This window comes from Streptomyces sp. CB02414 (genome assembly GCF_001905385.1).
Taxonomy (GTDB): Bacteria; Actinomycetota; Actinomycetes; order Streptomycetales; family Streptomycetaceae; genus Streptomyces.
Genome location: NZ_LIPF01000017.1, coordinates 18,454 through 42,458 on the forward strand (window position 1 = coordinate 18,454; position 24,005 = coordinate 42,458).

General features: G+C 71.0%; 28 protein-coding genes. 14 read left to right on the forward strand and 14 right to left on the reverse strand.

Annotated elements, in window-relative coordinates; all coding sequences use genetic code 11:
• Window positions 1-73: 73 nt before the first annotated feature.
• Window positions 74-1,072: a hypothetical protein gene (locus AMK11_RS35785; protein ID WP_241847168.1), complete on the reverse strand. Its 999-nt coding sequence runs from the start codon at window positions 1,070-1,072 to the stop codon at window positions 74-76.
• Window positions 1,073-1,575: 503 nt separating this feature from the next.
• Between AMK11_RS35785 and AMK11_RS38310 the strand changes: the two genes are divergently transcribed.
• The 5 genes from AMK11_RS38310 (at window position 1,576) to AMK11_RS35810 (ending at window position 5,510) form a co-directional block, all read left to right on the forward strand.
• Complete coding sequence (locus AMK11_RS38310; protein WP_198941548.1) at window positions 1,576-1,725, forward strand: hypothetical protein; 150 nt, start codon at window positions 1,576-1,578, stop codon at window positions 1,723-1,725.
• A gap of 19 nt (window positions 1,726-1,744) precedes the next feature.
• On the forward strand, window positions 1,745-2,917 hold the full coding sequence (locus AMK11_RS35795) for a cupin domain-containing protein (protein ID WP_073732307.1): 1,173 nt from the start codon (window positions 1,745-1,747) through the stop codon (window positions 2,915-2,917).
• Window positions 2,914-3,825, forward strand: a complete 912-nt coding sequence (locus tag AMK11_RS35800; protein ID WP_073732308.1) for an aldo/keto reductase — start codon at window positions 2,914-2,916, stop codon at window positions 3,823-3,825. The genes AMK11_RS35795 and AMK11_RS35800 overlap by 4 nt, the downstream gene beginning before the upstream one ends.
• Before the next feature lie 19 nt (window positions 3,826-3,844).
• Window positions 3,845-4,645, forward strand: a complete 801-nt coding sequence (locus tag AMK11_RS35805) for a hypothetical protein (RefSeq protein WP_241847169.1) — start codon at window positions 3,845-3,847, stop codon at window positions 4,643-4,645.
• A gap of 172 nt (window positions 4,646-4,817) precedes the next feature.
• Window positions 4,818-5,510 carry a hypothetical protein gene (locus tag AMK11_RS35810; RefSeq protein ID WP_073732310.1) on the forward strand — a complete coding sequence of 231 codons (693 nt, stop codon included), beginning with the start codon at window positions 4,818-4,820 and terminating at the stop codon, window positions 5,508-5,510.
• A gap of 50 nt (window positions 5,511-5,560) precedes the next feature.
• Here the strand turns inward: AMK11_RS35810 and AMK11_RS35815 are convergent, their stop codons facing one another.
• Window positions 5,561-6,466 (reverse strand): hypothetical protein, encoded by a 906-nt coding sequence (locus AMK11_RS35815; protein ID WP_073732311.1) that lies wholly within the window; start codon window positions 6,464-6,466, stop codon window positions 5,561-5,563.
• 32 nt (window positions 6,467-6,498) lie between these two features.
• Window positions 6,499-7,290, reverse strand: a complete 792-nt coding sequence (locus AMK11_RS35820; RefSeq protein ID WP_073732312.1) for a hypothetical protein — start codon at window positions 7,288-7,290, stop codon at window positions 6,499-6,501.
• Window positions 7,291-7,720: 430 nt separating this feature from the next.
• On the opposite strand from AMK11_RS35820, the gene AMK11_RS35825 reads away from it, so the two are divergent.
• Window positions 7,721-8,068 carry a hypothetical protein gene (locus tag AMK11_RS35825; protein ID WP_198941549.1) on the forward strand — a complete coding sequence of 116 codons (348 nt, stop codon included), beginning with the start codon at window positions 7,721-7,723 and terminating at the stop codon, window positions 8,066-8,068.
• 693 nt (window positions 8,069-8,761) lie between these two features.
• Here AMK11_RS35825 and AMK11_RS35835 read toward each other — a convergent pair.
• Complete coding sequence (locus AMK11_RS35835; RefSeq protein WP_073732315.1) at window positions 8,762-10,003, reverse strand: pentapeptide repeat-containing protein; 1,242 nt, start codon at window positions 10,001-10,003, stop codon at window positions 8,762-8,764.
• A gap of 254 nt (window positions 10,004-10,257) precedes the next feature.
• Here AMK11_RS35835 and AMK11_RS35840 point away from each other — a divergent pair, with 254 nt between their 5' ends.
• Both AMK11_RS35840 and AMK11_RS35845 read left to right on the forward strand, forming a co-directional pair.
• The gene (locus AMK11_RS35840) at window positions 10,258-10,596 is read left to right on the forward strand and encodes a DUF6233 domain-containing protein (protein WP_073732316.1); all 339 of its coding nucleotides are present in this window, start codon (window positions 10,258-10,260) and stop codon (window positions 10,594-10,596) included.
• Window positions 10,597-10,644: 48 nt separating this feature from the next.
• A complete protein-coding gene (locus tag AMK11_RS35845; RefSeq protein WP_338012676.1) occupies window positions 10,645-11,601 on the forward strand; it encodes an ATP-dependent DNA ligase in 957 nt (318 codons plus the stop codon).
• Window position 11,602: 1 nt separating this feature from the next.
• Here AMK11_RS35845 and AMK11_RS35850 read toward each other — a convergent pair whose 3' ends face one another.
• The 10 genes from AMK11_RS35850 to AMK11_RS35895 all read right to left on the reverse strand — a co-directional run bounded on the left by AMK11_RS35850 (window position 11,603) and on the right by AMK11_RS35895 (window position 19,668).
• Window positions 11,603-12,328, reverse strand: coding sequence for a hypothetical protein (locus tag AMK11_RS35850; protein WP_073732318.1), 726 nt, complete (start codon window positions 12,326-12,328; stop codon window positions 11,603-11,605).
• Complete coding sequence (locus tag AMK11_RS35855; RefSeq protein ID WP_073732319.1) at window positions 12,325-12,912, reverse strand: hypothetical protein; 588 nt, start codon at window positions 12,910-12,912, stop codon at window positions 12,325-12,327. Before AMK11_RS35855 ends, AMK11_RS35850 begins: the two co-directional genes overlap by 4 nt.
• A gap of 225 nt (window positions 12,913-13,137) precedes the next feature.
• On the reverse strand, window positions 13,138-13,818 hold the full coding sequence (locus AMK11_RS35860; protein ID WP_241847171.1) for a hypothetical protein: 681 nt from the start codon (window positions 13,816-13,818) through the stop codon (window positions 13,138-13,140).
• Window positions 13,819-14,208: 390 nt separating this feature from the next.
• Window positions 14,209-15,402, reverse strand: a complete 1,194-nt coding sequence (locus AMK11_RS35865; protein ID WP_143194615.1) for a 3'-5' exonuclease — start codon at window positions 15,400-15,402, stop codon at window positions 14,209-14,211.
• A 322-nt stretch (window positions 15,403-15,724) separates the two neighbouring features.
• Entirely contained in the window at window positions 15,725-16,855 is a 1,131-nt protein-coding gene (locus AMK11_RS35870; protein ID WP_073732320.1) for a hypothetical protein, read from the reverse strand.
• On the reverse strand, window positions 16,852-17,241 hold the full coding sequence (locus tag AMK11_RS35875; RefSeq protein ID WP_073732321.1) for a hypothetical protein: 390 nt from the start codon (window positions 17,239-17,241) through the stop codon (window positions 16,852-16,854). The genes AMK11_RS35870 and AMK11_RS35875 overlap by 4 nt, the downstream gene beginning before the upstream one ends.
• Window positions 17,238-17,882: a hypothetical protein gene (locus tag AMK11_RS35880; RefSeq protein ID WP_073732322.1), complete on the reverse strand. Its 645-nt coding sequence runs from the start codon at window positions 17,880-17,882 to the stop codon at window positions 17,238-17,240. Before AMK11_RS35880 ends, AMK11_RS35875 begins: the two co-directional genes overlap by 4 nt.
• A gap of 4 nt (window positions 17,883-17,886) precedes the next feature.
• Window positions 17,887-19,110, reverse strand: coding sequence for a hypothetical protein (locus AMK11_RS37740; protein WP_073732323.1), 1,224 nt, complete (start codon window positions 19,108-19,110; stop codon window positions 17,887-17,889).
• Between the two features lie 4 nt (window positions 19,111-19,114).
• On the reverse strand, window positions 19,115-19,297 hold the full coding sequence (locus AMK11_RS35890; RefSeq protein WP_073732324.1) for a hypothetical protein: 183 nt from the start codon (window positions 19,295-19,297) through the stop codon (window positions 19,115-19,117).
• Window positions 19,294-19,668 (reverse strand): hypothetical protein, encoded by a 375-nt coding sequence (locus AMK11_RS35895; RefSeq protein WP_143194616.1) that lies wholly within the window; start codon window positions 19,666-19,668, stop codon window positions 19,294-19,296. Before AMK11_RS35895 ends, AMK11_RS35890 begins: the two co-directional genes overlap by 4 nt.
• Before the next feature lie 185 nt (window positions 19,669-19,853).
• Here AMK11_RS35895 and AMK11_RS35900 point away from each other — a divergent pair, with 185 nt between their 5' ends.
• The 6 genes from AMK11_RS35900 to AMK11_RS35925 are packed head-to-tail and all read left to right on the forward strand — an operon-like array spanning window position 19,854 to window position 23,900.
• Window positions 19,854-21,095, forward strand: coding sequence for a DUF6884 domain-containing protein (locus tag AMK11_RS35900; RefSeq protein WP_073732326.1), 1,242 nt, complete (start codon window positions 19,854-19,856; stop codon window positions 21,093-21,095).
• A 30-nt stretch (window positions 21,096-21,125) separates the two neighbouring features.
• Window positions 21,126-21,641, forward strand: coding sequence for a hypothetical protein (locus tag AMK11_RS35905; protein WP_073732327.1), 516 nt, complete (start codon window positions 21,126-21,128; stop codon window positions 21,639-21,641).
• On the forward strand, window positions 21,638-21,880 hold the full coding sequence (locus AMK11_RS35910; RefSeq protein WP_073732328.1) for a hypothetical protein: 243 nt from the start codon (window positions 21,638-21,640) through the stop codon (window positions 21,878-21,880). Before AMK11_RS35905 ends, AMK11_RS35910 begins: the two co-directional genes overlap by 4 nt.
• 51 nt (window positions 21,881-21,931) lie before the next feature.
• Window positions 21,932-22,132 carry a hypothetical protein gene (locus AMK11_RS35915; protein WP_073732329.1) on the forward strand — a complete coding sequence of 67 codons (201 nt, stop codon included), beginning with the start codon at window positions 21,932-21,934 and terminating at the stop codon, window positions 22,130-22,132.
• Entirely contained in the window at window positions 22,129-22,572 is a 444-nt protein-coding gene (locus AMK11_RS35920) for a hypothetical protein (protein WP_073732330.1), read from the forward strand. Before AMK11_RS35915 ends, AMK11_RS35920 begins: the two co-directional genes overlap by 4 nt.
• On the forward strand, window positions 22,569-23,900 hold the full coding sequence (locus AMK11_RS35925; protein WP_073732331.1) for an ATP-binding protein: 1,332 nt from the start codon (window positions 22,569-22,571) through the stop codon (window positions 23,898-23,900). Before AMK11_RS35920 ends, AMK11_RS35925 begins: the two co-directional genes overlap by 4 nt.
• Window positions 23,901-24,005: the final 105 nt, after the last annotated feature.

The window sequence follows — 24,005 nt, forward strand, 5'->3', positions numbered from 1 at the left end:
CGCGCGGGGGAGTGGTCAGGGCGGAAGAGAGAAGGCCCCGGACTGCCGTCCGGGGCCTTCGTCGCTTCGTGGTTCAGGCCGCCAGGACCTCGCGCAGCTCGCGGACGGCGGCCTCCTCGTGGTGCTGGGCGGGGATCGACTGGTAGAGGTCGAGCGCGCGGCGGCGCACGAGCCCGGTGCGGTAGGCGTCCGGGAGGCCGGACAGGACGGCGACGGTGCGTTCGCATGCCTGCTCGGTGTCGCCGTCGTGGTGGATGCAGGTGGCTGCGTCGATGGTCAGCAGAGCGCGGGTCATGGTGCTGGTCGGCGCGGAGAGCTGAAGTGCCCGCTGCTGGCTTTCGCGGGCTCGCCGGGTGTCGCCGAGCGCGGTGAGCGCATGGGACAGGTGGACGTGGTGCTTCTGCTCGCCGTGGGTGAGCCAGGTGTCGGCCCGCGCGCCGGCGTCGAGTCGTTCCATGAACGTGTCGGCGGCCGCGAGTGCGCGGCGGGCCTGCTCGGGCCGGTGGGACAGGGCGTAGGCCCGGGAGGCGACGGCGGCGGCCAGTGTGGCGGCGGCGGTCGGTCGGCCCCCGGCGGCCTGGCGGGCCTGCTCGGCGATGGCGGCCGCCGTCTTCGGGGCGCCGTAGTTGAGCGGCACCATCGCCTCCCTGGCCAGCACCCAGGCGTGCAACTGCCGGTCGCCGGACTCCTTCGCGGCGGCGGCTGCGGTGGCGAACCAGCTGCGAGCCTCCTTCCTCACCCCGATGTCGTGCAGCACGACGGCCACCATGCCGGCCATCTGCCCGGCGGTACGGCAGACCCGCATCCGCGTGGCGACGGGCTGCGGGCTGGCCAGATAGGGCTGGAGGTCGGCGAAGTCGCCGACCAGATCCTGAAGGAACCGGGTCGGCGGCTGACCGTGGTAGCCGTAACCGTACGTCTCGGCGGCCGCTTCCAGGTCGGACAGATCAGCCGGGGCGCTGTCGGTGACGAGCGCCATGTCCACCGAACGGCGGGTGTCGGTCAGGGCGGCGAGCGCCGTTCCGGTGAGACCGGCGGCGAGCCCGCCGCGCAGCAATTGGCGGCGGTTCATGGGGTCGTCTCCATCGTCGGACTCCGGGAGGGACGTCGGGGAGCTGTACTCCCAGGGTCGCGCAGCAAGGCCGAGAAGGGCACCGGGAACCCGAAGTGCGTCCGCAACGCGCTCGATCGTGTCAAGGGCGGTCACCGACGCGTCGCCCCTCGCAACCTTGGAGACCCGCTCGGGCTTCATGCCGCAGGCCTCGCCGATCCGGTAGTAGCTCACCCCTGCCCGGTGAGCCATGGCGAACACGACCGTGAAGTCACGGGCACGAAGGGCTTGGGCGAACACCGGATCGCGCAGCAGACGGTCCGGAACCTGAGCTGGTGACGGCGCTAAGTCGTCCACAAGTCCCCCTCAGCTCGCACAGCGTGACGGAGCGTCGGCGCAGACGATACCCCCACGGTGGGGGCCCCATGCTGCGGGTTACCGGCCGCGTCGGCGGCGAGTTCACTGGCGGAGCCCTGGCCGAAGCCGAAAGGTGCCGGCCGCCCATCGAAGTGGAGGAGGACTCCATGCCGGTTCCCATCTCGCCCCCGTCCGCGCCGGACCCGACGTCCGGCGGCCTGGTGCGCTCCCGGACGCTGATCACCGCCGCCCGGGCGCGGAGCGCTTCCGCCGAGTCGGACGGCGGCGGCACCGGCCGCAGCGACGGCAACGACTGACGGAACGGACTGCCACGCGATGACGACGACGTCGATCGCGGCGTGCCTGGGCGAGGACTTCCTCGCCCAGGCACTGCACCGCGACTACCGCCACTTCCCCGCCGCCGTGGACGTTGCCGGGCTGATGACCTGGGACGACCTCAACAAGCTGCTCGCCACGCAGCGGCTGGAGCCGCCCCGGATGCGGCTGCACCGCGACGGCCTGGCCCTGCACGTCGGCGACTACACCGAGCCGGTCACCACTCGCCGGCACACGGTCTGGCGTCGGCTGCGCCCCGCCGACCTGCACGCCCGCCTTGCCGACGGCGCCTCCCTCGTCCTGGACTCCGTGGACGAAATGCACCGCCCGCTCGCCCGCCTTGCCGAGGACATCGAACGCGTCCTGCGGACCCGCATCCAGGCCAACCTGTACGCCTCCTGGACGAGCACCGAGGGCTTCGGCGTCCACTGGGACGACCACGACACCATCGTCGTCCAGCTCGACGGCAGCAAGCACTGGCGCCTGTACGGCACCACCCGCCCGCACCCCCTCTACCGCGACACCGCCCAACCCGCCGAGCCGCCCGAGGAGCCCGTCGCCGACCTGGTCCTGCACGCGGGCGACGTGCTCTATGTGCCGCGCGGCATCTGGCACGCGGTCGCCGCCGACCAGGGCGCCCGCTCCCTGCACGTCACCTGCGGGCTCCAGACCCACACGGCCACCGACCTGGTCGCGTGGGCGTGCGAGCAGCTCCTCGACCACGAGGAATGGCGCCGCGACCTGCCCCGGCTCGCCGCCCCCGCCGAGCAGGCGGAAGCCCTGCACGGCGTGCGCAAGCTGCTGGCCGAACGGCTCGCCGACCCGCACCTGATCAGCCGCTACACCAAGGCCATGGACGGCCGGGCCCCCGGCCGGATGGTGCCGAGCCTGCCGTACGTCGGCCCCGTCCCCGCCGATGGCGACCTACGGGTGCGGCTGACCACAGCCCGGGCGGTGCTGGAGGTCTCCGACGACGCGGTGACGCTGGCGGCCGCCGACAACGCGTACGAGTTCGCCCCGGCCGCCGAGCTGGTGCTGCGGCCGCTGGTCGACGGCCAGACCGTCGCCCTGGCCACCCTCGCGGCCGCCGCCGACCTGGACGTGGCGGCCGTCGCCGGGCTGGTTCAGGAACTCGTCACCGGTCAGGCCGCCGTCGTGGGGAACCTGCTGTGACGGAACGGATCGCCCTCGGGACCTACCGGTGCCGGGACATCGCGGAGGCGGCCGCGTACGCGGCCGCCTCCGGTGCCCAGTGGATCGACACCGCCCCCAACTACGGCGCGGGCCGGGCACAGTCCGCGCTGGCCGGTGTGCTGACGGCCCACCCGCACGTCCGGGTGTCCACCAAGGTCGGGTATGTCACCGCGGCGACCGGCGGCGCCGCCGCCGTGGCAGGAGTTCTGACCGCAGACGAGGCGGTGACCGGCCACAGCCTCGCGCCCGACTATGTGCGCTGGCAGGTCGCGCGCAACCGGCTCGAACTGCGCCGCTCCCGCCTCGACCTGGTCCTGCTGCACAACCCCGAGCGCGCCTACCGGGGCGACCGGGCCGCGCTGTACCGCACGCTGCGGGAGGCCTTCGCCGTGCTGGAGGAGGAGGTGGCGGCCGGACGCGTCGGCGGATACGGGGTGGCCACCTGGAGCGGCTTCGCGGACGGAGTCTTCTCCGTGCCGCTGCTGGCTGCCCTGGCCACCGAGGCGGCCGGCGGCGCCCGGCACCACCTGACGGCCGTGCAACTGCCGGTGAGCCTGGTCAGCGTGGCGCCGATCGAGCAGGTGCTGGAGGGGCGCGGTCCGCTACGGGACGCGGCCAGCACCGGGCTGCGGGTGCTGGCGTCCGCACCGCTGCACGGCGGTGAGCTGGTGGAGATGGTCGGCAAGGAGCTGGTCGACCTCATCCGCCCGGGCCTGACACCCGCTCAGGCCTGCCTGCTGGCCGTGGCGTCATGCCCAGGGGTGACGAACGTCCTCGTGTCCGCCTCCAGTGCGTCACACTGGCAGCAGGCGGCCGACGCGCTCGCCGAGCCCCCCTTGGACATCGCCCGACTACGGGAGATCACTGGTGTACTCGCCTCCGTCTGACCCGGCCGTCGAAGAACGCATGCGTGCCCACCAGCACCGTGCGGCCAAAGCCCTGGGCGCCACGGTTGAGCCCGGCGGCGAGTTTTGGGGATGGGCCGGGCGCACCCTGGGAGCCCCCGCCCGCACTACTGCTGGCGCATCTGCTTGGCTGCGCCTGGTCACGGCTCCCGAGGACAAGGCCGCCGGAAAGCTGTGGGAGGGCGCCTGGGAAGCTCAGCGCGCCCTCGGTAGCCTCGACGGGCGCCGCCCGGCACTGGTCGGCCTGTACGACGTGACCGCGGACGGCACCGCCTACCGGGCAGAGCTGTCGATGCGAGTCGACGTCCCCGTCCTGTCCACCGACCCGATCCTCCCCGAGGACCTGGACCTGCCCGGTCAGTGGTGGACGGACCTCACGCAGACGCTGGACAAGCTGGCGGCCGTCTCCACCGACCGCGTCGCCGTACGCCCCCAGTACATGGAACGTGCCATCCCCCAGTACGTGGGCATCCCGGCACCGCAGGTGCCCCGCTGGAGCACTGCCCACGGAGACCTGCACTGGGCCAACCTCACCAGCCCCCTGCACATCCTCGACTGGGAGGGCTGGGGCACCGCGCCGGAGGGGTTCGACGCGGCCATGCTTTACGCATACACCCTGCTGCGCTCATCCACGGCGGCTCGCGTCCGCGAGGCCTTCCCCGTTCTGGGAACGCCCGTGGCACTCCCGGCCGAGGCTGCTGTGTGCGCCATGCTGTTGCAGACGGTGGATCGCGGCGACAACCTCGACCTCATGGAACCACTGCACGCCTGGGCGCAGGAGATCCGTAAGCGCTGCTCGTAGCCCCCAAACAGTGAAGCGATCCGACTCTGGAGTCGGATCGCTTCACTGTGCCGCATCACGGTTCCCCGACCGTCACGCATGCGGTGACGGGCTGGAACACGTACCGATGTGCTGTTGTCGCCGGTGGTCGGGCTACGCTGACGGGCTCAAGGAGTACGGGGGCGGGGCAGCGATGACACTCGGGCAGGTAGGGCCTGCACAGAGCGAGTACCTGTATCACTTCACCGGGCGCAACGGCGGCCGGCCTGTCTGGGTGCCTGAAGAGATACGGGACTCGACTCCGCAGCAGCGCCTGGACGCCATCCTTCGGGAGGAGCGGTTCCGGGCCTTCGCGCCGTTCGGTGCGGAAGCCGCTGGTGCCGGGGCCAGCGGCGTGCCCTGCCTGTGTTTCTCCGAGTGCCCCTTCGAGCACCTCGATCACCTGATTCGGACGGGGCGCTTCGAGCCGTGGGGCGTGGTCACGACACGGGAGAAGGTGCACAGGCGAGGCGGCGGGGCGGTGGCATACGTGCCGACCGAGGTTCACGAGGCCTTCGTCAAAGCCAAGCTCGGGCATTGGGCGGTCCGGACCGAGGAGGACTCTTCTTGGCTCCACGAGCGAGAGTGGCGGCTGCCTCTGCCGGCCGGGAGCCACGCTGTCGGCAGTGTCCAGGCGATCATTGTCGCGAATGCCGAATGGCGGCCGTCGAGAGTGCCGACGGGCAGGTGGATAGACGGCGTCACCGGCCTGGAGGAGCCCGGCCCGGTGTCTCCCCAGGCGATCGAGGGGGAGGACTATCCGCGGCTCTGGCGTGAATCGGCGGTGTGGGTCTGGAACGCCGAGGCCAAGAACGTCACGAAGTACGAGCCGGGCGAACTGTGCTGACGTGAGCAGCTGGAGCTGGCGCTAGTGCGATGGTCCCCGGCTGGGAGCAGCTACTCCTCGTTGAGGCCGACCGCAGCCTCGTCGGCGAAAGGGCTCGGCGAGTGCGCGACGACGTCCGGCAGCAGCGAAGACGAGAGCTCCGCGAGGTCGGGGTGGGTGGCGGCGACGTCGCGCAGCATCTTGGGGAAGGTGACCCGGTCCAAACCGCGCCCTGTGCGAGAGAGCAGCAGCGGGCCGCTTGTCTCGGTGGAGTACGGGGTTTTGTGGGTGCGTACCGGCAGGTACTCGTCCAGTGCCCACACGACCTGGCGTGGGATGGGCTGGAGGCGGGTGACGGCGGAGGCGCTGTTGTTCTTCGCCGGCAGGCGCCAGGTGGGTCCGGCCTGGTTGTGGCGCTGGATGTGCTGGACGACGACGGCGATGGACTGGCCCGGGCGCAGGCCTGCGAGGGTCATGTAGACGGCGAGCCGGGCGCGTTCGGCGTGGGGGCCGCGGTAGCGGTCGGCGGCGGTGCGAAGGGCGTCCATCTGGAAGCGGGTGAGCTGCTCGCGCGGGGCTGGCGGGGTGGGTCCGGCGAGTTCGCGGCGCGGCGGGAGGCGCCAGCGGGCGGCGCCGAGGTCTTCTTCGCAGTGGGTGTAGAAGCTGCGAACGGCGGAGACGGCGCGGCCGCGGGAGGCGGCCGCCATCGGGGTGCCGTCGAGGTTGGTGAGGCGGGCTGCCCAGTCCTGGATGTGGAGGGGTTCGAAGTGCCAGACCAGGTCCCCGATGTACGTGAACCAGTCGCTGTGCCACCCGGCGGGAGCGTCGATGCCGGCGAGTAGCAGGCCGTAGCGGTAGCGGGTGTCCTCGTCCCAGGCGCGACCGCGAATCTCCTGGCCGTCGGGCCGCATGTACACCCCGGACAGCCACCGACGCAGGATGGCGCGGGGGTCCGGGGTGTTGGCGGAGCGGGTCATCTTGCCACTCTGGGAACTGGGGGCTCTTGGGCTCACGGTGCGGTGGATGGGGCGGGGGGCGGGTAGCGGACGGCCAGGTTGTCTGCTGTGGCGCACAGGACGCGCACGTCGTTGAGGAAGTGTCCCATGGCGGCTACTGAGTCCTGTGGGCTGTTGGGTTCCTGTACATGCCAGGGGTTGCGGCTGTTTCCGCTCAGGAGTTGCCGTATCGCCTGTTCGGTTGCCGCAGCCGAAATCTTGGAAAGCCAGGGGAGGGCGCATTCGGTGACTCTGGGGCGTACCTCGTCATTGAGGACCCGCCACTGGGTCTCGACTCGGACGTGCCATGTGGCGACGTGTCTCCATTGCCAGCGGTCGGCGGCCAGGGCTGTCCAACTGGTCGGTTGCCGGTATGTCCGCGACGGGTTGGGGGCGATGTCCAGCAGAGCGTGGAAGCCGCGGAGCCATTCGGCGGCGGCTGCTCCGTCAGTGTCTCGCAGCGTGCGCAGGCGGTGTAGATCAAGAAGCAGGTTTCTGACCTCGGAGGCCAGGGCTGCGGTGTTGGGGACGTTGAAGATGCGGATAAGGGAGGTCTGGAACTCGTGGGCCTCGGCACGCGCGAAGCCTCTGGCTCGTCGTGTCTGGCGTGCGTCCGCCTGGGCGTTTCCGAGGTGGCTGAGGATCAGCAGGGCGGTGGGGACGCCGAAGCACAGCGACGTGAGGCTGGAGACGAGGTTGACGAGGAAGCTGTGCCCGTCCCACCAGCTGGTGTGGTCGAGCCAGAGGCCCGTTCCGGCGAGCAGGGCGCCGAGTATGAGCAGCCCGATGCTGAAGTGGCGGATCACCGGCGGCGTGGTCCTCCACCATCCTCGTGCTCTGGCTATCCATCGCGGTTGCGCCATGTTCCCCTCCTTGACTGGATCAAGGACGGTAACGCACGCGGTGAGTAGAGCCTGTCGCTCAAGCGGCGGCGGGGCCGTCTGCCGGACTTCAACTTTACGGAACAGACAAGCCGCCCCCGCGAAGAGCCAAGAGGTGGTCAAGGTCCGTGGAACAGTGCGGAGCACGGCGCGGCGCCGCCCTGCCCGAGCCTTTGGCTGGGGCAGCTGGTCTGTTCCGTAAAGTTCATAACCCAGGGTCTGACCCCTTGTACGTCCAGGGATGCACCACAGTGCTCCCACGCCGGCGGAAGACCGTCGCTCATCGGTGTGGTCGTGACCCCCATGGCCGTGACGGGCGGCCTGTGCCGCAGTTGCAGGGATCATGAAGCGATTCGTGAAGACGCTGGCCCTGGCCGGCGCCGTGACGGCACTCGTCGGACAGTCCGCCGTTGCCCTCCCCACCACTGCGGCCGCTGCACCGTCGGCTGCGGTGTGCACGAAGCAGTGGGAGGTCACCGGCAAGAAGGTCGCAGTCCGGATGCCTCGGGGCAACGCGCCGGTTGCGTCGCCGGACTCGCCGGTCGTGCGCTACCTGCACCGGGGGGACGTGGTGACCTCGTGCGTCGAGGCCATCGCCCGCACGCAGAGCGGCCCGGCCTACCGCAAATGCGGCCGCGATGGACATATCTGGAGGATTGTCCGGGGAGGCCAGGTGCCCGCCACCTGCCTGAAGCGCCTGTGACGGGCCGGATGATCTAGGACGCGCGCAGGCGCTTGCCCCACCTCTGCACGGCCAGCCGGTCGCAGTAGTCGCACAGCGGGGAACGGGCCCCGCGCCCGTACTTGTGGGTCGGACGGCGGCACGTGGCACACGGCCCGACCTCGTCGCCGGGGCAGGTGCGGGCCGATACGTCCGGTTCCGTTACGGGGGGCACAGGGGCTGTCATCGTGGGTCCTCTTCTCGGCGGCCGCCGCCGGCCGCCTCGAACGAAGAATAGAACGCCACTCGCGGCAGTCCCGCCTCCCCGGCCGCGGCGTGCAGGTCGGCGGCGATGCCCTCCAGAGGCGCCGGGACGCTGGAGGGGCGGCGTACCCGAGAGGGCATGATCCCGGCACAGGCCCACCCACCACGGTCCGGCGTCGGCGAAGACGGGGCGCCCACTGACCTCTGACAAAGGATCTTGGTCGTTTGCCAGGTGATCTTGACGACGGGTAGTTCTCTGCCACCTGATCTTGATCAACGAGGTCTCCTTTCCCTCGCAGGCCGGGGGGCAGGCGGCTGCCCGACGCGACCGGACTCCGCCGCAGGAGGGGCGGAACCGGGAGGCGGAACTGCGGAATGGACTGATCGCACTGCCACGCGACGGGCCCGGATGTCCTCTCCCTCGTGGATCGGCGTGCGGCGGGCGCAGTGGACCGATTTCGCCCCCAATGGTTACGGATTTGCGGGCAGCCAAGCGGAGGGAAGGGATACCTCTGGAGCAACAGGGGTGCCGACAGCATCGAGAAGCCCATCAGGGGCCGGACCCGTCGCGCCATCGAAATACACCCGGCTGCCGGAGAACGTCGCGCGGTCAAAGTGCACCGTGCTGCTGGAGAACGTCGCACCGTCGAAGGTCACCCTGCCGTCGGAGAACGTCGAGCCGCTGAAGTGCACCGTGCCGCCGGAGAACGTCGAGCCGCCGAAGTGCACCCGGCTGCCGGAGAACGTCGTCGAGCCGTTGAAGAGCACTGTGCCGCCGGAGAACGTCGAGCTGCCCAAGTTCACCCTGCCGTCGGAGAACGTCGCGCCATCGAAATACACCCGGCTGCCGGAGAACGTCGAGCCGTTGAAGAGCACTGTGCCGCCGGAGAACGTCGAGCCGCTGAAGCGCACTGTGCCGCCGGAGAACGTCGAGCCGCTGAAGAGCACCTCTCCGTCGGAGAACGTCGCGTCTCTGAAGGACACCGTGCCGTCGGAGAACGTCGAGCCGTCGAAGCGCACCGTGCCGCCGGAGAACCTCGTGCCACGGAAGTCCATACTGCAGTCGATAGTGACGTTGGTGAGGTCAAGGTCGCAGCCCTGCCAGGAGCGGTGGCTTCCTCGGGGACGTCGGTAGTGGTCGCCGATGAGGCGCAGGATCGTGTGCCGAACCTTGCGAAGGGCCAGGTAGCGGTGGTGTTCCTCTTGGTGGGCGAGGTCGTTGCCAGGATCAGGGGTGAAGGGAAGCTGGAGGTAAGCGCACAGTACGTCGATGCAGGTCTGGCGCAGGTTGTCGTCGGGGGCATCGTCGGCAAGGCCGGCTAGGGCGTGGACGCCGCCGAGGCGGACGGCCGGGGAATCCGAGCCAAGCTTGTCGATGGCCTGGGAGAAGCGTTCGGTGTGGAGCCGGGTGGCTTCACGGTGGGCGCCAGCTTCGTCGACGCGTTGGCGGCGGTAGGCGACGACCAGGGCGACCAACGCGCCGGACCCAGCGACCACTCCGAAGGAGAGTTTCACCAGGTCGAAGAGCGTCTTGGAGTCGATGCGTCGTTCGGATTTCAGGCCGCGAGCGCCGAGAAGGTCCCAACCGGTGTAGAACACGGCAGCGGCGACCGCAAGTGCAGTGAGGAAGGCCAGGGCGAGGACAAGGGCGACGTTCCACAGACGCAGTTCTCGATCGTCCTGGGATGGCCGTAACCGCCGGTTGAGTGTCATGCGATTGGAGACACGGCTCCACGGTCAACGGTTGCGGTAGGGGCGAGGGACCGTTCTCGCCTCCTGGAGCAGATTGGGTTCGCGGCTGTTGGACGTGCTGGCTCGCCAGCACGTCGTCCCGCCCTGCTGCGCGAGTGCATACACCTCGGGAGTCGTCACCGATCAAACCCCAGTGACAAACAGTCAAGATCGTTTGTCAGGGGCCACCCACCCCTGGGATTGCAGTGTGACCAGCCACTTCTAAAATCGAACCCATGAACGATCCATCCGTGCCGCGTCTCGCGCAGCTCCGCTTCCTGGAAGCGGTGCAGGAACGGGACCTGGCGCGCACCCGGCGCTGGATCGCCGACGAGGAACGCAGCCAGGCCGAACGTCGCCGTGCACAGGCGGTACGGCCACCTGAGCCGGACTGGCTGCTGGAGCAGGGCCTCAGTAGGCAAACGTCTCCGGTCTACGTCCACGCCGGCGGCTGCTGGAATGCGGGCAAGCGGTCCGCGGGGATCTCCCGGGACGAGGCGCGGCGGGCGCTCGCCGAGGGGGTACCCGCATGCTCGCACTGCCGCCCGGACACTGAGCTGCGGGTGGAGGGCTGAACCTGCGCGGGTGGAAGGGGTTGCCGTATGTGGACGCTGCCCGAGCCGATGCTCGCCGCCCCTGTGTCCGATCCTGCTCTCCCTGCGGGGTGGGCGGCAGAGGTGAAGTGGGACGGATGGCGGGCACTTCTGTCCTGGGACGCCGGGGACCTGGTGCTGCGCTCCCGCCAGGGCACGGCCCTCGCCGATTCCTTTCCGGAGCTGCGTGCCGGCGCCTCGCAGCTCCCGGACGCGACCGCTCTCGATGGGGAGGTGGTCGTATGGGAGGACGACAGGCTCGCCTTCGAGCGGCTCCAGGGACGGTTGCAGCGGCGCGGCGCCGGCGCGAACCGGCTCGCCGCCGAGTATCCCGCCCACTTCGTCGCCTTCGACCTGCTGCGCCTGGCGGGCACCGACACCACCGGGTGGACGTACAGGCGACGCCGGGCCGCCCTGGAAGCCTTCTTCGCTGAGCACCGGCTCACCGCACCGTGGGCGTTGTGCCCGTCGACCACCGACCCGGGCACCGTACGGGAGTGGCTGGGTAGCTGGACGGCCGTCGGCCTCGAAGGGGTGGTCTTCAAGAGGTTGGAGAGCGTCTACGAGCCGTCCGTGCGTGGGTGGCGTAAGCACAAGGTCAGGGTGACCGAGGACGCCGTGGTGGGGGCGTACACGGGTCCGGCGGCCGCCCCGCGCACGCTGCTGCTGGGGCGATACGACACGGCCGGGCGCCTGCGCTACGTCGGGCGCAGCACGACGCTCCCGCAGGCCTCGGGTCGGTCGGTCGCCAAGCTCCTCACCCCGGCCAGGGAGCATCCCTGGGCAGGCTGGTCGTTCTCTGCCGGATGGGGATCACGCGAGAGTCTGCACGTCACCCTGGTCGTCCCGGATCTGGTGGTGGAGGTCGGTGTCGACGTGGCCCGGGATGGGGCTGGGCGGTGGCGTCACCCGGCGCGCTGGCACCGCTCGCGCCCGGACCTGTCCGCAGCCGACGTCCCGGACTTCGAGTCCGGGACGTCGGGCTGAGTCACAGCAGGTCGGCAACCCAGCGAGCGATGACCTGCTCATCGAGGCCGTAGGCGCCCCTGGCCCCCATGTTGTTGGTCGCCTCGGCGTCGTAGCGGGTGGGCCGAGGGCGTTCGCCTCCGGCGAGGCGCTTCCATCGGCGCTCTGTGGTCTGCACCGCCACCCGGTGCTTGCTTGCACCGGGGAAGGCGCGCTCCAGGGAGATGCCTGCCGACACCGGCAACAACTCCTCCACGGCGTACGACGGCTGCTCGGCGGGCTGTGCCTCGACGGCCTGCATGAGGGCCACTGTGACCGGGGCGTCGTCCAGGAGGGCGGCGACGTCGACGTGGACCATGACCGCGCCCGCGCGGGAGAGGTACCAGGCTTCCTGTTCGTTGCGGACGACGCGCCAGCCCCGGGCGTGCAACGTGGCAAGCATCCGTGTCCAGAAGTCTTCGCCGAACCCCGGGGCCCGCAGGTAGACATGAACGGGGAGGACAGGTTCGGCGATGGCGGCCGCGTCCTCCGGGTCCAGCCGGTCCGCCCGCAGAGCTCGGACGATGCCGGTGCGGTCCTTGAGGCCGAGTTCGTCTCTGATCCACGAGACCTTCATTCCGGCCTCGTAGGCGTCTCGGACGGTCTGCTCGTGGACGAGGGCGGCGGTCTCCTTGGCCGCGCGGGAGTCCCGCAGGCGCGGTCCCCAGGACTCCTTCAGCGCGTCGGCAGCGGTCTTCTGCTCGCTCATGACGTGGTACCTCCGTGCTCGGTCAGCTTCCGGTCGACGTCGGCGAGTTCGGCCAGGAGCCTCTCCCGCTTGGCCTTGAGGGCGTCGATGTCCACCGTCTCGCCCACGACCGTCAGGTGCGGTTCGCCCTCGATGGCGGCCCGGGGCAGGTCTCGGATCTCCACCACGGTTCCCTCCTCGGGCGCCACGGCGGGGTACTGCATCGACCCGGCACCGCCGGGGAAGCCGCCGGAGACGAGGACGACGCCCTCCCCGAGCCGGACGTCCGCGTCCCGACTGGAGCGGCTGACAATGGTCCGCCCGGCGAGACGGATCTTGTTGTCCCCCTTGGTGTGGCCCAGGTTGCTGATGTTCCAGCGGACGGTGACGAGGTCGGCCTGGTCCTCCGGGCTGCCGTCGGTGCCGTAGACCTCGCGGAGCAGGTCACGCACACGTTCCTCGTCGCGCGAGTCGAAGGTCCAGCAGCGGGACGCCCGGTCCCACTGTCCGCCGATGTACTTCGCCCCGGCGACGAACTCGTCGTCGTACGGGCTCGTGACCGCGAGGCGCCCCCGCTCGTTCGTCGTAATCCCGATGTCGTTCACAGTTCTGGCCTCCCCCGAGCGGGCATCTCCCGCTCTGTATGGACAACATACGACAGTGTATGTGATCCATACAATGCATGGGGGGAGGTAGGTCGATTTTTGCTGAGCGGGTGACACCGGCCGTGGCTGCGACCTGGCCAGATGCTGGACCTGCGTCGTCACCGACTGGTCACCGCAGAGGCTGCGGCGACCTTCGTGCGGTCGTCAGAGAGTGTGGCTTCAGCCCTATGCGGCGACGCTGCGCTCTTGCTGGGACATGCCCCGGCGCCACTCCCGGCAGCCGGTGCCCCGGCATGCGGGACGAGGCGCCTCCCCCCGCTCGTTGCCCCGGTACCCGCCGGCCGTGCTGCACTGCGGATCGTCTTGGCCCAGCACGCACAGGGACCACCCGGCCTCGTCCAGCTCCTCGGCGAAGGCGGCGTCCCAGTTCGCCCGGCCGTAGACCTGGTGCAGGGTCACCCCGGCCTCCTTCGCCGCCTCGGCAACGGGCGTCCGTGCCGCGACCAGGTCCAGCACGCGCCTGCGCTGCTCGGCGGTGAACGCCTCCTCCGCCAGGGCCCGCCGGCGTTCCCGGCTCTCGGCGCTGTGGGCGTCCACGCACGCGGCGCACCGGCACCCGACCCGGTACAGGGTCGCCGGGGCGAACTTCTCGTGGTCGTACTGCACCCGCACGGGCCGCTTGGCGAGCCGGAGCAACTGCTTGCCGGTCCATACGTGCTGGCGGCCCCCGCGGGCGTGGGGGCGCACCCTGCTGCCGGGCAGGAGACCGTAGGTGACCATGCCGCTGACGCTGGTGGACGCCATGCCCAGCAGGGCGGCGACCCGGCGGACCGTGTAGGTCTCCTGCGGGTCGATCTGTTCGGCGTAGTCCGCCAGGGGATGGGGCTGCGTAGTCGTGCGGGACACCAGAATCACCTTTCGAGTCGCCCCCGCAGGCACGGGGAGCACGCAAGATCGTCACTGCCGTTGGGGCGGCGGATCGTCCCCGCAAGGGCGGGGAGCAGATGGCGCTTCATCCCCGCAGCGGCGGGGAGCACTTCCCGAGGGGAAGGCCTCTGCATGTCCATGAAGGACCACCCCCGCGTCGGCGGGGACAAGGCGCGTTCGACCTGCGCGACTGAGTGATCACGGGTCCACCTCCGCTAGCGCGGAGAGCACGCCCCCACTGTAGCGATCCGGCGCGGCCGGGTGGGAGGAACCGGTGAGGCCCAGCGCCGGTAGCCGAGGCGGTCATGCAGAAGAGCGGTCACCTCCGACGAGGTGACCGCCCTTCTCGCTGCTCGGCCGGAACCGGGATCAGACAGTCTCGGCGTGGACCTGCCTCGCCATGCCTTTCAGGAGGTCCACTACGGCCCGGCAGTCCGACAATGCTCGATGGTCCCCGCCGCACAGGGGCTGCCACGCGTAGTTCCCCCAGAAGTCGGACCAGTCACCGAACCATTCGGAGTACGGCAGCATCACGTCCTCGAAGTGCTGCCTGCTGCTCCAGGCGGCCGCAGCTGCGGCCGGGTCGGAGACTCCGGCCTGCTGGTGGTGCACGGTCAGCTCGTGACGCAGCCGACCGACGTCGAAGGACTTGTTGTAGATCAGACACCGTCGCCCTTCCAGAACCTCCGTCAGTCGCGGAAGGACGTCGCTGAACGAGGGAGCCCCCGTCGTCATCTGGTTGGTGATCCCGTGAATGTCGGTCGACTCAGCGGGGATCGGCACACCCGGGTCGATGAGCGTGTCCAGGAGCACGTCCCCGCCCATGCTGTACACCGCCAAGTCCACGATCCTGGCGTCCTCCTCCAGGCCGGTGGTCTCCGAATCCAGGACGACGACTGTCGGATCGTCAACGAGGGTCTGTGCCCAGTCGACCAGTTCGGCGACTCGCCGGCGCCGGTGTTCTTCTGCCTGTCGCTGGGATTCCTCGCGTGCCCGTTGCTGCTCAGCGCGTTCCCGTGCGTCGCGCTCGGCGCAGGGCGGGCACCACCGCGGCACCCAGCCCACCCGGTTCGCGGGGTCCGCCCGGACGGCGGCGATCTCGTCGTCGGTGGCCGTCACCGCGTTGCAGTCCCGGCCCGGGCAGGTACGCCGCCACACGGCCAGCCGCTCAGCCTCGAACTGCTTCTGCAACTGCCACAGCACCCAGCACGGCGTGCAGCGGTCCTGCTCCTCCTGGCCCCTCCGGAACGGGGCCAGCGAGACACGGCGGCACTTCCAGCAGGTACGGGCTTGCAGAGCCTGACGCTCCTCCTGTTCCTGCACCTGGCACGGCCCGCATCGTCCGTACACGATGTGATCGCGCACAGAGCCGCACTTGGGGCACGTCCGTCGGGCAGTCTTCGCGGCCTGCTGCTTCGCCGACAGCGGCCGCATCTTCGCGGCGGCGGCCGGATCGTACAGCGGGAAGTTGCCCCACCCGTGGCCGCGCCGGTACACACGCACGAACGCCACCGGTTCCTGGCCAGGAGCGGGCTTCAGCCGCTGGCTCTTGAGTTCCGTCATCGTCAGCAGGTGCTGCTGATCTGCTGGAATGTCCCTGCGCTCATACACAGGCAGCGAATCCGACTCGGGTACAGACGTGGTCACGAAGACCTCCAGATGCTCGACAGTCGTAGGCCAGCACAGCGCACAGCACTGACAAGTGGGCTGGGGAGAGTGGCCGCTGGGGGCCTTCGCCGGCCCCCAGACCCCCGCTCTCCGCGGCACCGACCGGCGCGGGCAGGTAGTAGGGGGTCGCGCTAGTCGCGCGCCGGACGGCACCGCGGCCTGTGCCGTCCGGGCGGGCGTGATCGGGCGTCAGAGCTTCACAGGGCGATTCCGTCGGTCAGAAGCCGATCCCCTCGGTGGGTGCGTCCTCGAACATCTCGCCCTCGTCCACGTACTCCCAAAACACCGGAGAATTGGCGGACCAACCGCCCTGGCGGCGCAGTTTGTCGATGCGCTTGCCCTTCTTGATGCCGGTGGTGACCAGACCGCGCCGAGCGGAGTGGCCGGTGATCCGGCGCCCCGTCAGGCCCGCGTACTTCGCGCAGCGCGCGAGCGCGCGGCCCACTCCGTCCGGCGACAGCCGTGCGGAGCCCAGGTGGCCCCACTGGTCGACGGGCAGGAACGCCGGGCCGTCAGGGGCAGCACCGGCAGCCAGTTTGGCCTCCTTCCACGCGAGCCAGCAGCGCACCGGGCAGGAGGCGCGGTTCTCGCCGTAGGTGACGGGATCGGTCCGGGGCGGGCGACCCTTCACCGAAGGGACGGTGACCTTCAGGCCCTCGTCCACGACCTGGATGTGCGCATCGTCCAGCAGGGACATCTCCTCGTTGCGCCCGGCCACGGCCAGCTTCAGGGAGTTCAGCGCCTGGTCCCGCAGTCGGGCCAGCTCCGGCACCCGGTAGACGACGCGCCGTCGGGCCGTCGGCTGCGGCTGACGCTCGCGCGGAGCGTTGGCCATCGTCCGCAGGTCGGCGGGGCTGATGGCGGCCGCCTTGCCGCGGCCGCGCTTCATCCGCTTCTCGTCCAGCCTGAGCGGCTTCAGCGCCCGCCGGGCCGCCTCGGTGGCCTCCTTGGGGACCGTGTAGCCGTGCCTGCGGGCCTCCGAGGTGACGCCGGTGATCCGGCGCTCGATCGTGTTCGGCGGCGCCTCGACCACCTGGTCCAGGTACGTCACGAACGACACGAAGGTGCCCACGGTGACCTTGCTGTGCGGCAGGCGGGTGCCGGTCCGCTCGGCGAGCCAGTCGTGGAACTCCCCCCAGATCTCCCAGTCCCGCGCGTAGCCGTCCTTGGTCTTCTTCGGCCGGATGCGGTGCAGGTGTTCCTCGGCATCCGCGTCCAGCGCAGCGAGGACAGCGTCCACCGGGTCGGGCACGGCGACCTCGCCGGCGCCGGGGGCGTCGTCCACCAGCTCGGCGTCGACCACCTCCACCGGCTCCAGCTCGGTCCCGTGCTCTTGGGTGGTCGTCACTCGGCGACCTCCTCCCGGAATGGCGCCGGGAGGGTGTAGCCGCGTTCCCGCAGCCACTGGTGGACCGCCTTCTCCTCGGCCCGCAGCCGGTTGAAGACGGCGTCACCCTCGGGCGTCAGGCCCTTGAAGGCGACGCGGGCACTGCGGGTCTGCGCCCACTGGCACAAGGCCCACTGCGGCTGTCCGGTCTCGCTGTTGTACGTGGCCGGGTGCAGCAAGCCGTCCCGGACGAACGTGTCCCGCTCGGCCTGCCGCTGCTCGACCTTGGCCTCGGCGGCGGCGAGCGCTGCTCGGGCCTCCTCGACCTCCTTCTGCGCCTCGGTGATCCGGTCCTCGAAGTACGCGGTGACGACGGCAGTGCCGTCAATCTGCTCGGTGTCGCTCACTGCTTCTGGTCCTCCTGGGTCTCGGTCACGGCGGCCGCGTCCAGCTCGGCCGCCACCCACTTCGCCGCCGCGGTGACGCTGGTGAACGGCTTCTCGCCGCTGGTCTTCGCCCACAGCGCGTAGCCCGAGAGGCCACCGGCGGGCGGGCGGAAGTCGGGCCCGACGGCGGCGTGCCAGACGGTGCCGCCGCGCTTGCCCCGGCCCTCGGTGACCGTGCCGACGATGTCGTCCTCCGACAGCCGGTCGACCTTGTTCCGGGAGCAGAGGTAGGCGCCGGGCGAGTCGTACCCCCGCAGGTCGAGCAGCGGCGGGCCGGGGTAGAGCCACAGCCCGGCCACCCGCTTCGGGGGCTGCCCGTACCCGGTGCGCACGGTGGTGGTCGTCCGGGTGGTGTACTCCTCGCCGCTGATCAGGTGGGCCGTGCCACAGGACCGGCACAGCACCCGCAGGCTGATCCGGTCGTAGTGGTCGCGGTGGCCGCACTCCTCGTTGGGGCAGGAGTGCTCCGGACCCTCCCGGCGGGGGCGCAGCTTGGAGGCGACGGTCTGCTGGTCGACCTCCCAGACGGGCTTGGCACAGTCCGGCCGGTGGGCGAACGGCTGCCACTCCAGGTGGGCGGCGATGGCGTCGGAACTGCTCATGCGGTCACTTCCCGTCCGCGGTCAGCCACCGCAGGGTGCCGGTGATGGCTCCCTGCACGGCGTTCTCGCTGCCGGAGAGAAGGGCGTCCAGCAGACCAAGACCCGGGGTGTCCTTGCGGTAGACGAGCACGAGGGACGTGTCGTCCTCCGGGAGCGTCTCCGGGAGGGTGTGCAGGGGCATCATCGGGCCCGTCGTGATGCGGGCGGCCCGCACCTCGCCGGCCGCCACGGCGCGGGGCCGGTGACCGATCCGGTGCACCAGGTCGTGCGCGGGGTCGTCGTCCTCGCGGCACCCGCCGGGGCCCGGGCAGGGCCGGGGCTGCGGCTCGGCGTCGTGGCGGCGGGCCAGCTCGCCGCACAGCTCGGCGAGCCGCCGCACACCAAGGGTGCGGGTCTCACCAGCGATGACGGAGCGGGCCAGCGTCTCCGTCTCGCGCACCAGGTGCTCGGGCGTCATGTGGAAGGCGTTCGGCAGGTCCAGGTGGGCCCGCCCCTCGGCCGTGAGCGTCGGGGTCGTCGCCCCCCGGGCCGGACCCACCCACCTCACCGTGCTGGCGGCACGGTCCAGGTCCGTGACGCGGTGCAGGTTCCTCTCGGCGCCCTCGTCCTCGGTCGGGTACGGCTTGCGGCCGGTGCGGATCAGGCGCTCGATCTCCGTCCGCACGCCCTCCGGGGTCTGGTCGGGGAACAGGCCTGACTCGCGGAACAGGTCGGCGGCCTCGTCCAGCCACAGCACGACACGGTCGGCCTGACCGCCGGTGCGCTCCTGCTGGACGGCCAGCAGGGCGGCGAGCATGTCCGTGGCGGTCTTGCTGGGTGTGGTGCGCTCCAACTCATCGCGCAGCTTGAGGAGTTGGACGGTGTGGTCCTGGAGCTTGGTGGCGGCCCACTTGCGCGCGGCCTCGGCCTCGACGTCCTCGTCGGCGTTGCGGCGGTAGCGCTCGGCGACGGCGGCACAGTCGTCCTCGGCGCACAGGACGCGGGCCACGACCTCGGCAGATCCGTCGAGGTTCTCGGTGACCTCGACGTCGGCGTCCTCCAGCTCGGCGGCGATGCACTCGGAGACCATCCGCAGGCCACGCTGGGCGTTGGCCTCCAGCTCCTTGAGGTGCTCGGCGGTGAGGGGCGCGGAGACGGCGCCGACGCTCCAGCGCACGCGGTGCAGGTGGACCGTGTAGTGGCGGTCCGGCTCTCCCGGTACGAGGAGGAGCGGTACGGACAGCGGCATGAGGTCAGTCACCCTTTCGTGTGGTGGCGGCCCGGGCGATCCGGGCGAGGTGCTCGAAGTCGGCGTCGGTGAGCGGGCCGCCGTCGGGGCGGGCGCAGTCGATGATGATGTGCGGGCGGGCCTGCACGCGGAACAGTTCAAGCTGCCCCGGGCAGACGGGAGTTGCCTCCACCGCCGGCGCGTTCACCGGTTCTCCGGCTGCGGGTCGTCGTCGTCCAGGAAGATGGTGGCGCGGAAGCATCCGCCGACCTCGTCCATGCCCTTGCCGATCTTCCACCCGGCGTACAGCTCCTCGCGGCCGTCGCTGGTCGTCCGACTGCTCACGGTGGCGCCGACGTGAGCGGCCCACTGCTCGACCGCGGTGCGCTGGCCCTCCGGGGTGTAGCTGAGGCCGTCGGCCTCGCCGGTGAGGGCCCCGCTCGAAGCGAGCGTCCACATCAGCGGCGGGAGGTCGGCCTTCGCGCCGTGCGCGAGGAAGGCGGCGAGCTGCTTCTGACCGTTGCTCTGCCACCGGTAGAACGTGGCGGTCGGCACGGTTTCGCTGCGTCGAACGGGCATGCGATTCCTTCCGGGTCGGCGGACCGGTTCGGTGACCTGTCGTCATGTCCGGTTTATCACCTCGGATATGGCACATTATCCGAGGCGAGACGCACCGTGCCACCACATCATCCGAACGAGTGCAGAATTTCGCCAAGATTCTGCTGGGACTAGACAGAGCCGGACATCCGCGCCATGCTCGGCACATGCAGAACAAGGAGAATCGGGCCGGAATCCCCCGTAGGGCCGCCCTGCGGAACGAGGATCGTGATCTCCGGCGCCCGGATGGCACGCGGGCCCGCCGCCCGCTGTGGGACACCGGGTGGGGCGAGGCGTCGGCGGCCCGGTACGTCGCGAGCTGCGCGCGGCACGTCGTCGCCGACCGTCTCCAGCTGCGCGCCGGGGGCGGTGCGGCGGTCCGCCTGGACTTCCCCTACGCCGCCGGCCGGGGCGCGCAGCGCGCGGAGGCCGCCCTCGCCGTCGCCGACCGCTTCGGTCTGACCGCCCGCCGCCTAGACCGCAGCGGGCGAGCGCTGCGGGTGACCGGCGACGCCGAGGAGGTGGCCCGCTACACCGCCGCCCTGCCCCGGGTGCTGGAGCACGTCGAGTCGCTGGCCTCCTGGGCCGCCCGGATGCACGGCACCTGGACCCGGCACAGCGCGTACGCCGACTTCTTCGCCGCCCTCACCCCCCGCGAGCGCCGCTGCCACGCCCGCACCTGGCGCTGGCACGCGGTCCGGGTGATCACAGCCGTACTGACCGGCCCGCAGCCCGGCTCCGTGCCCGCGCCCGACCCCGCGCTGCCGCCCTGGGAGCAGCCGGAGGCCATTGCCGGGGGCCTGGGCGAGTACGGCTGGGTCGACATCCGCCACGCCTACGACCCGGCCGACGCCGTCCGGCTGCTCGACGAGGCCGCCCCCGCGCCCGCCCCGGCTGCCGCGCGGCGGCCGCTCCACCAGCCCTCCCACGGCGAGCAGTTGAGCCTCTTCGACGTCCCGGCCCCGACCCGGACGCCCCGCGGGCCGGTCGTCGTCATCCCCTGCTCCGGGCGGAAGTTGGACCGCCCCGCCGAGGCCGGGAAGATCTACACCGGCCCGCTGCACACCCACGCCCGCCGCACCGCCGACGCCCTCACCGCCCGCGGCGGGACCGTCCTGGTGCTCAGCGCGCTGCACGGCCTGCTGCCGCTGAAGAAGGTCATCGAGCCCTACGACCACACCTGGAAGGACCCCGGCAGCATCACCACCGAGGAACTGCGGGACCAGGCCTCCCAGATGGGGCTCATCGGCGCCGACGTCGTCCTGCTCACCCCGGGCGCATACACCCGCCGCGCCCTGGCCGTCTGGTCGCACGCCCACACTCCGCTGGCCCACCTCGGCATCGGAGCCCAGCGTGGCCGTCTCACGGCCCTGCGCACCCGCCCCGAGGAATACAGTCCTGCCGCCTGACCTCGTTCCCCAATTCTGACCAGGAGCATCGTGAAAATCGTCATCGAGGGCGCCTCGCCCGAGTTCGAGCGCAAGCTGCTCGCCCTGCTCGCCGACCACCGCCACGAACTGGCGGTCAGCGTCGGCACCGAGTGGGACACCGACCGAGCCCTCCTCTACCTCGTGGACCTGCCGGCCAAGGCCCGCCGGTTCGTCCAGCTCGTCGTGGAGGCCGACGGCGACAAGGACGCCGAGGAACTGCGCGCCGCCTTCGACGGCCAACTGCGCGGCCCGACCATCGCCCTGTCCCGCGCGGTGCCGCGCGGCGTACGCAGAGGCTGGTGGCCCGAGGGCACCAGGGCCCCCGTCACTCCCCGCTACAACCCCGAACACCCCTCCTGGCAGAAGGCCATCGCCTACACCATGACCCGCGAGGACACGGCCGTCTTCCGGACCGTCTTCCAGAACCTGGCCGACGGCACCGTCAGCATCCCGCCCGGCCCCTTCGGCGGCACGACCGTGCGCCGCGACGGCGAGGAGCAGCAGAACGAGGAGGAGCAGCAGTGAGCAACCACGAGGTGGAGTACCACTGGGTCATCACGCTCAGCGGGACCCTCGGGCCCGACCGCGACCAGGTGACAGTCGGCGACCACGGCACCGTGGTCCGTGATCCTGCCACCACCACCCGCGTCGAAATCTGCAACGCGCTGATCGCCCACATCAAGGACTCCGTCCTGGCACGGACCGAGCTGCTCCTGGAGGACGTCAACATCCTCTGCTTCGAACTCGAACCCAACCAACTGTGACCAGGTGAAAGGAAAAGACGACATGAGGTCGGACGAGGAGGGCCAGCAGCCGTGACCACCCGCATTCCCGACCGGCGCGTGCAGCCAGAGGGGGCGCCGACGGAACCCGTCTGGAAGTGCCCCGACTGCGACACCAACAACGCCCGCCGGGCGGACGCCGCCTGCCTCGTCTGCGGCCGTGACCGCCCGGTCTCCCGGGTCCGCATCAACCTGCCTTCCCCCGCCACCCCCGCCCAGAAGGAGACGACATGACGTTATCGCCCGACGCGCTGACCACGGCGGACACGCTGTGGCAGCACCTCATCGAGCACCAGCCCGCCGTGGCCGCCGCGCTCGCCATGCAGGTCCGCGCGCTGCCCGCGGACTGGTCCCAGCGCGTCCTCGGCGTGGCCCGGCCGCACGCCGCGCTGGAGCTGCCGCCCACCGGCGACGTGCCCATGGAGATCGAGCCGTACGACGCCGCTGACTGGGAGAACTGCCCGGCCTGCGGCGAACTCGACCGGCCGTGCCGCTACCACGAGGGCTACACCACCGGCTACGAGGCGCTGAACCAGCCGCTTACGGAGGCCGCCCGCGTCGACCCGAAGGTCACCGTCGCGGACGCCCTGCGGCGGCTGACCGAGGCGGAGGAGGCCGCCGAGCGCGGTGAACTGGCCGCCGCCGTGGAACGGATGACCGGGGGGCAGGGATGACGGCGGCCGCGGGCTTCCTGGTCGTCCCGGCTCTCGACCTGGTCCCCGGCACGCTGTTGGTCGCGGTGGGCCCCGGGGCCTCGGGCAAGTCGACGTACGCCGACACCGCGGCGGTCGACGCCGTGGTCTGCCTCGACTCCCTGCGGCGCGAGATCGGTGGGGACGCGGGCGACCAGTCCGTCACCCCGGCCGCCGTGGAGCGGCAGAACGCCCTCCTGGAGCAGCACCTGGGCGCCGGGTCGACGGTCTTCCTCGACAGCACGAACGTGGAGCCGCACGTGCGGGCGCAGCTCGTGGAGCGGGCCCGCCGGCACGGGCGCCCCATCGTCGCCCTGCGCTTCCTGCCCGACCTCGTCACCTGCCTGGCCCGCAACGCGGCGCGGCCGGCCAACCGGCGCGTCCCCGACGACACGCTGCGCTGGCAGCACAACCTCACGCGAGAGGCCACCCCGGACGCCCTGCTCCGGGAGGGCTTCACCGCCGTGCACCACATCGAACCCACCCCGACAGGAGCCACCGTGTACCCGCCTCCCGCGCCGAACGTCCGCTTCGCCTGCGTCACCGACCCGTCCCGACGGCACGCCTACTTCTTCGCCACCGCCGAGGAGGACTTCGACCGCCTGGTGGCCGCGTACGAGCGCGAGGACGACCTCACTGTCACACCGTTCGAGACGGAGTTCGCCGACCCCACGGTCGATCCCCGGATCTACAACGAGACACGGGTGCAGGTGTCCCTCGCCCGGCAGGAGAAAGACGGTCCGGTGATGGTGATGGTCGGCTCGGTCGAGAACGGCCAGTGGGTCAACTGGAACCTCCCCGCCGTCCCGCGCCCGCCCGTCCCCGCCCTGCTCCGGGAGAGCGTCACGCAGGTCGAATCCGCCCCGGCAGCAGCCACCGTGTCCAACGACGTCCTCGCCCCCGAGCGGATCGCGGATGCCGTCGCCGTACTGCGCAAGGCACAGGAAGGCGACCAGGAGGCGCACCGGGACCTCGGCGACTACTTCCCGGGGTACGAGGGGCTGGTGATGCAGACCGATCACGCCCGATACCTCGAACTCGCTGCCAGCGCCGGTCTGGTGGCCACGCACCTCCTGATCATCCAGGCCGGGAGGTGGCTGGCCTCGGTGGACACCTACACCTCGGACCTCGAACTGCCGCTCGCGTCCGTGGCGCTCGGGGACTACGCCAGCAGGACCGAGGCGATCCGGGAGACAGTGCGCGCCGCGACGGACCACGGATGGATGCTCGCCCCCGAACACCAGTGGGCCGACTTCGACTGCGGCGGCGGGGAGATCCACATCCCGATCCACGCGCGGCCGAAGCACTGACCGGACATTCCCACCTACCCAGGTAACCCGCCCCCGGCCCGCTCCCCGCGCCGCCTGCGGGCCGTGTAGGCGCACTTTATCTGGCCAGATAGACCACCACCCCGG

Coding starts and splice junctions, on each gene's coding strand:
- AMK11_RS35785 (WP_241847168.1), bottom strand. CDS start 1,072: ATGAACCGCCGCCAATTGCTGCGCGGCGGGCTCGCCGCCGGTCTCACC.
- AMK11_RS38310 (WP_198941548.1), top strand. CDS start 1,576: ATGCCGGTTCCCATCTCGCCCCCGTCCGCGCCGGACCCGACGTCCGGC.
- AMK11_RS35795 (WP_073732307.1), top strand. CDS start 1,745: ATGACGACGACGTCGATCGCGGCGTGCCTGGGCGAGGACTTCCTCGCC.
- AMK11_RS35805 (WP_241847169.1), top strand. CDS start 3,845: ATGCGTGCCCACCAGCACCGTGCGGCCAAAGCCCTGGGCGCCACGGTT.
- AMK11_RS35810 (WP_073732310.1), top strand. CDS start 4,818: ATGACACTCGGGCAGGTAGGGCCTGCACAGAGCGAGTACCTGTATCAC.
- AMK11_RS35815 (WP_073732311.1), bottom strand. CDS start 6,466: ATGACCCGCTCCGCCAACACCCCGGACCCCCGCGCCATCCTGCGTCGG.
- AMK11_RS35835 (WP_073732315.1), bottom strand. CDS start 10,003: ATGACACTCAACCGGCGGTTACGGCCATCCCAGGACGATCGAGAACTG.
- AMK11_RS35840 (WP_073732316.1), top strand. CDS start 10,258: ATGAACGATCCATCCGTGCCGCGTCTCGCGCAGCTCCGCTTCCTGGAA.
- AMK11_RS35845 (WP_338012676.1), top strand. CDS start 10,645: ATGCTCGCCGCCCCTGTGTCCGATCCTGCTCTCCCTGCGGGGTGGGCG.
- AMK11_RS35850 (WP_073732318.1), bottom strand. CDS start 12,328: ATGAGCGAGCAGAAGACCGCTGCCGACGCGCTGAAGGAGTCCTGGGGA.
- AMK11_RS35865 (WP_143194615.1), bottom strand. CDS start 15,402: ATGACGGAACTCAAGAGCCAGCGGCTGAAGCCCGCTCCTGGCCAGGAA.
- AMK11_RS35880 (WP_073732322.1), bottom strand. CDS start 17,882: ATGAGCAGTTCCGACGCCATCGCCGCCCACCTGGAGTGGCAGCCGTTC.
- AMK11_RS37740 (WP_073732323.1), bottom strand. CDS start 19,110: ATGCCGCTGTCCGTACCGCTCCTCCTCGTACCGGGAGAGCCGGACCGC.
- AMK11_RS35895 (WP_143194616.1), bottom strand. CDS start 19,668: ATGCCCGTTCGACGCAGCGAAACCGTGCCGACCGCCACGTTCTACCGG.
- AMK11_RS35900 (WP_073732326.1), top strand. CDS start 19,854: ATGCAGAACAAGGAGAATCGGGCCGGAATCCCCCGTAGGGCCGCCCTG.
- AMK11_RS35920 (WP_073732330.1), top strand. CDS start 22,129: ATGACGTTATCGCCCGACGCGCTGACCACGGCGGACACGCTGTGGCAG.
- AMK11_RS35925 (WP_073732331.1), top strand. CDS start 22,569: ATGACGGCGGCCGCGGGCTTCCTGGTCGTCCCGGCTCTCGACCTGGTC.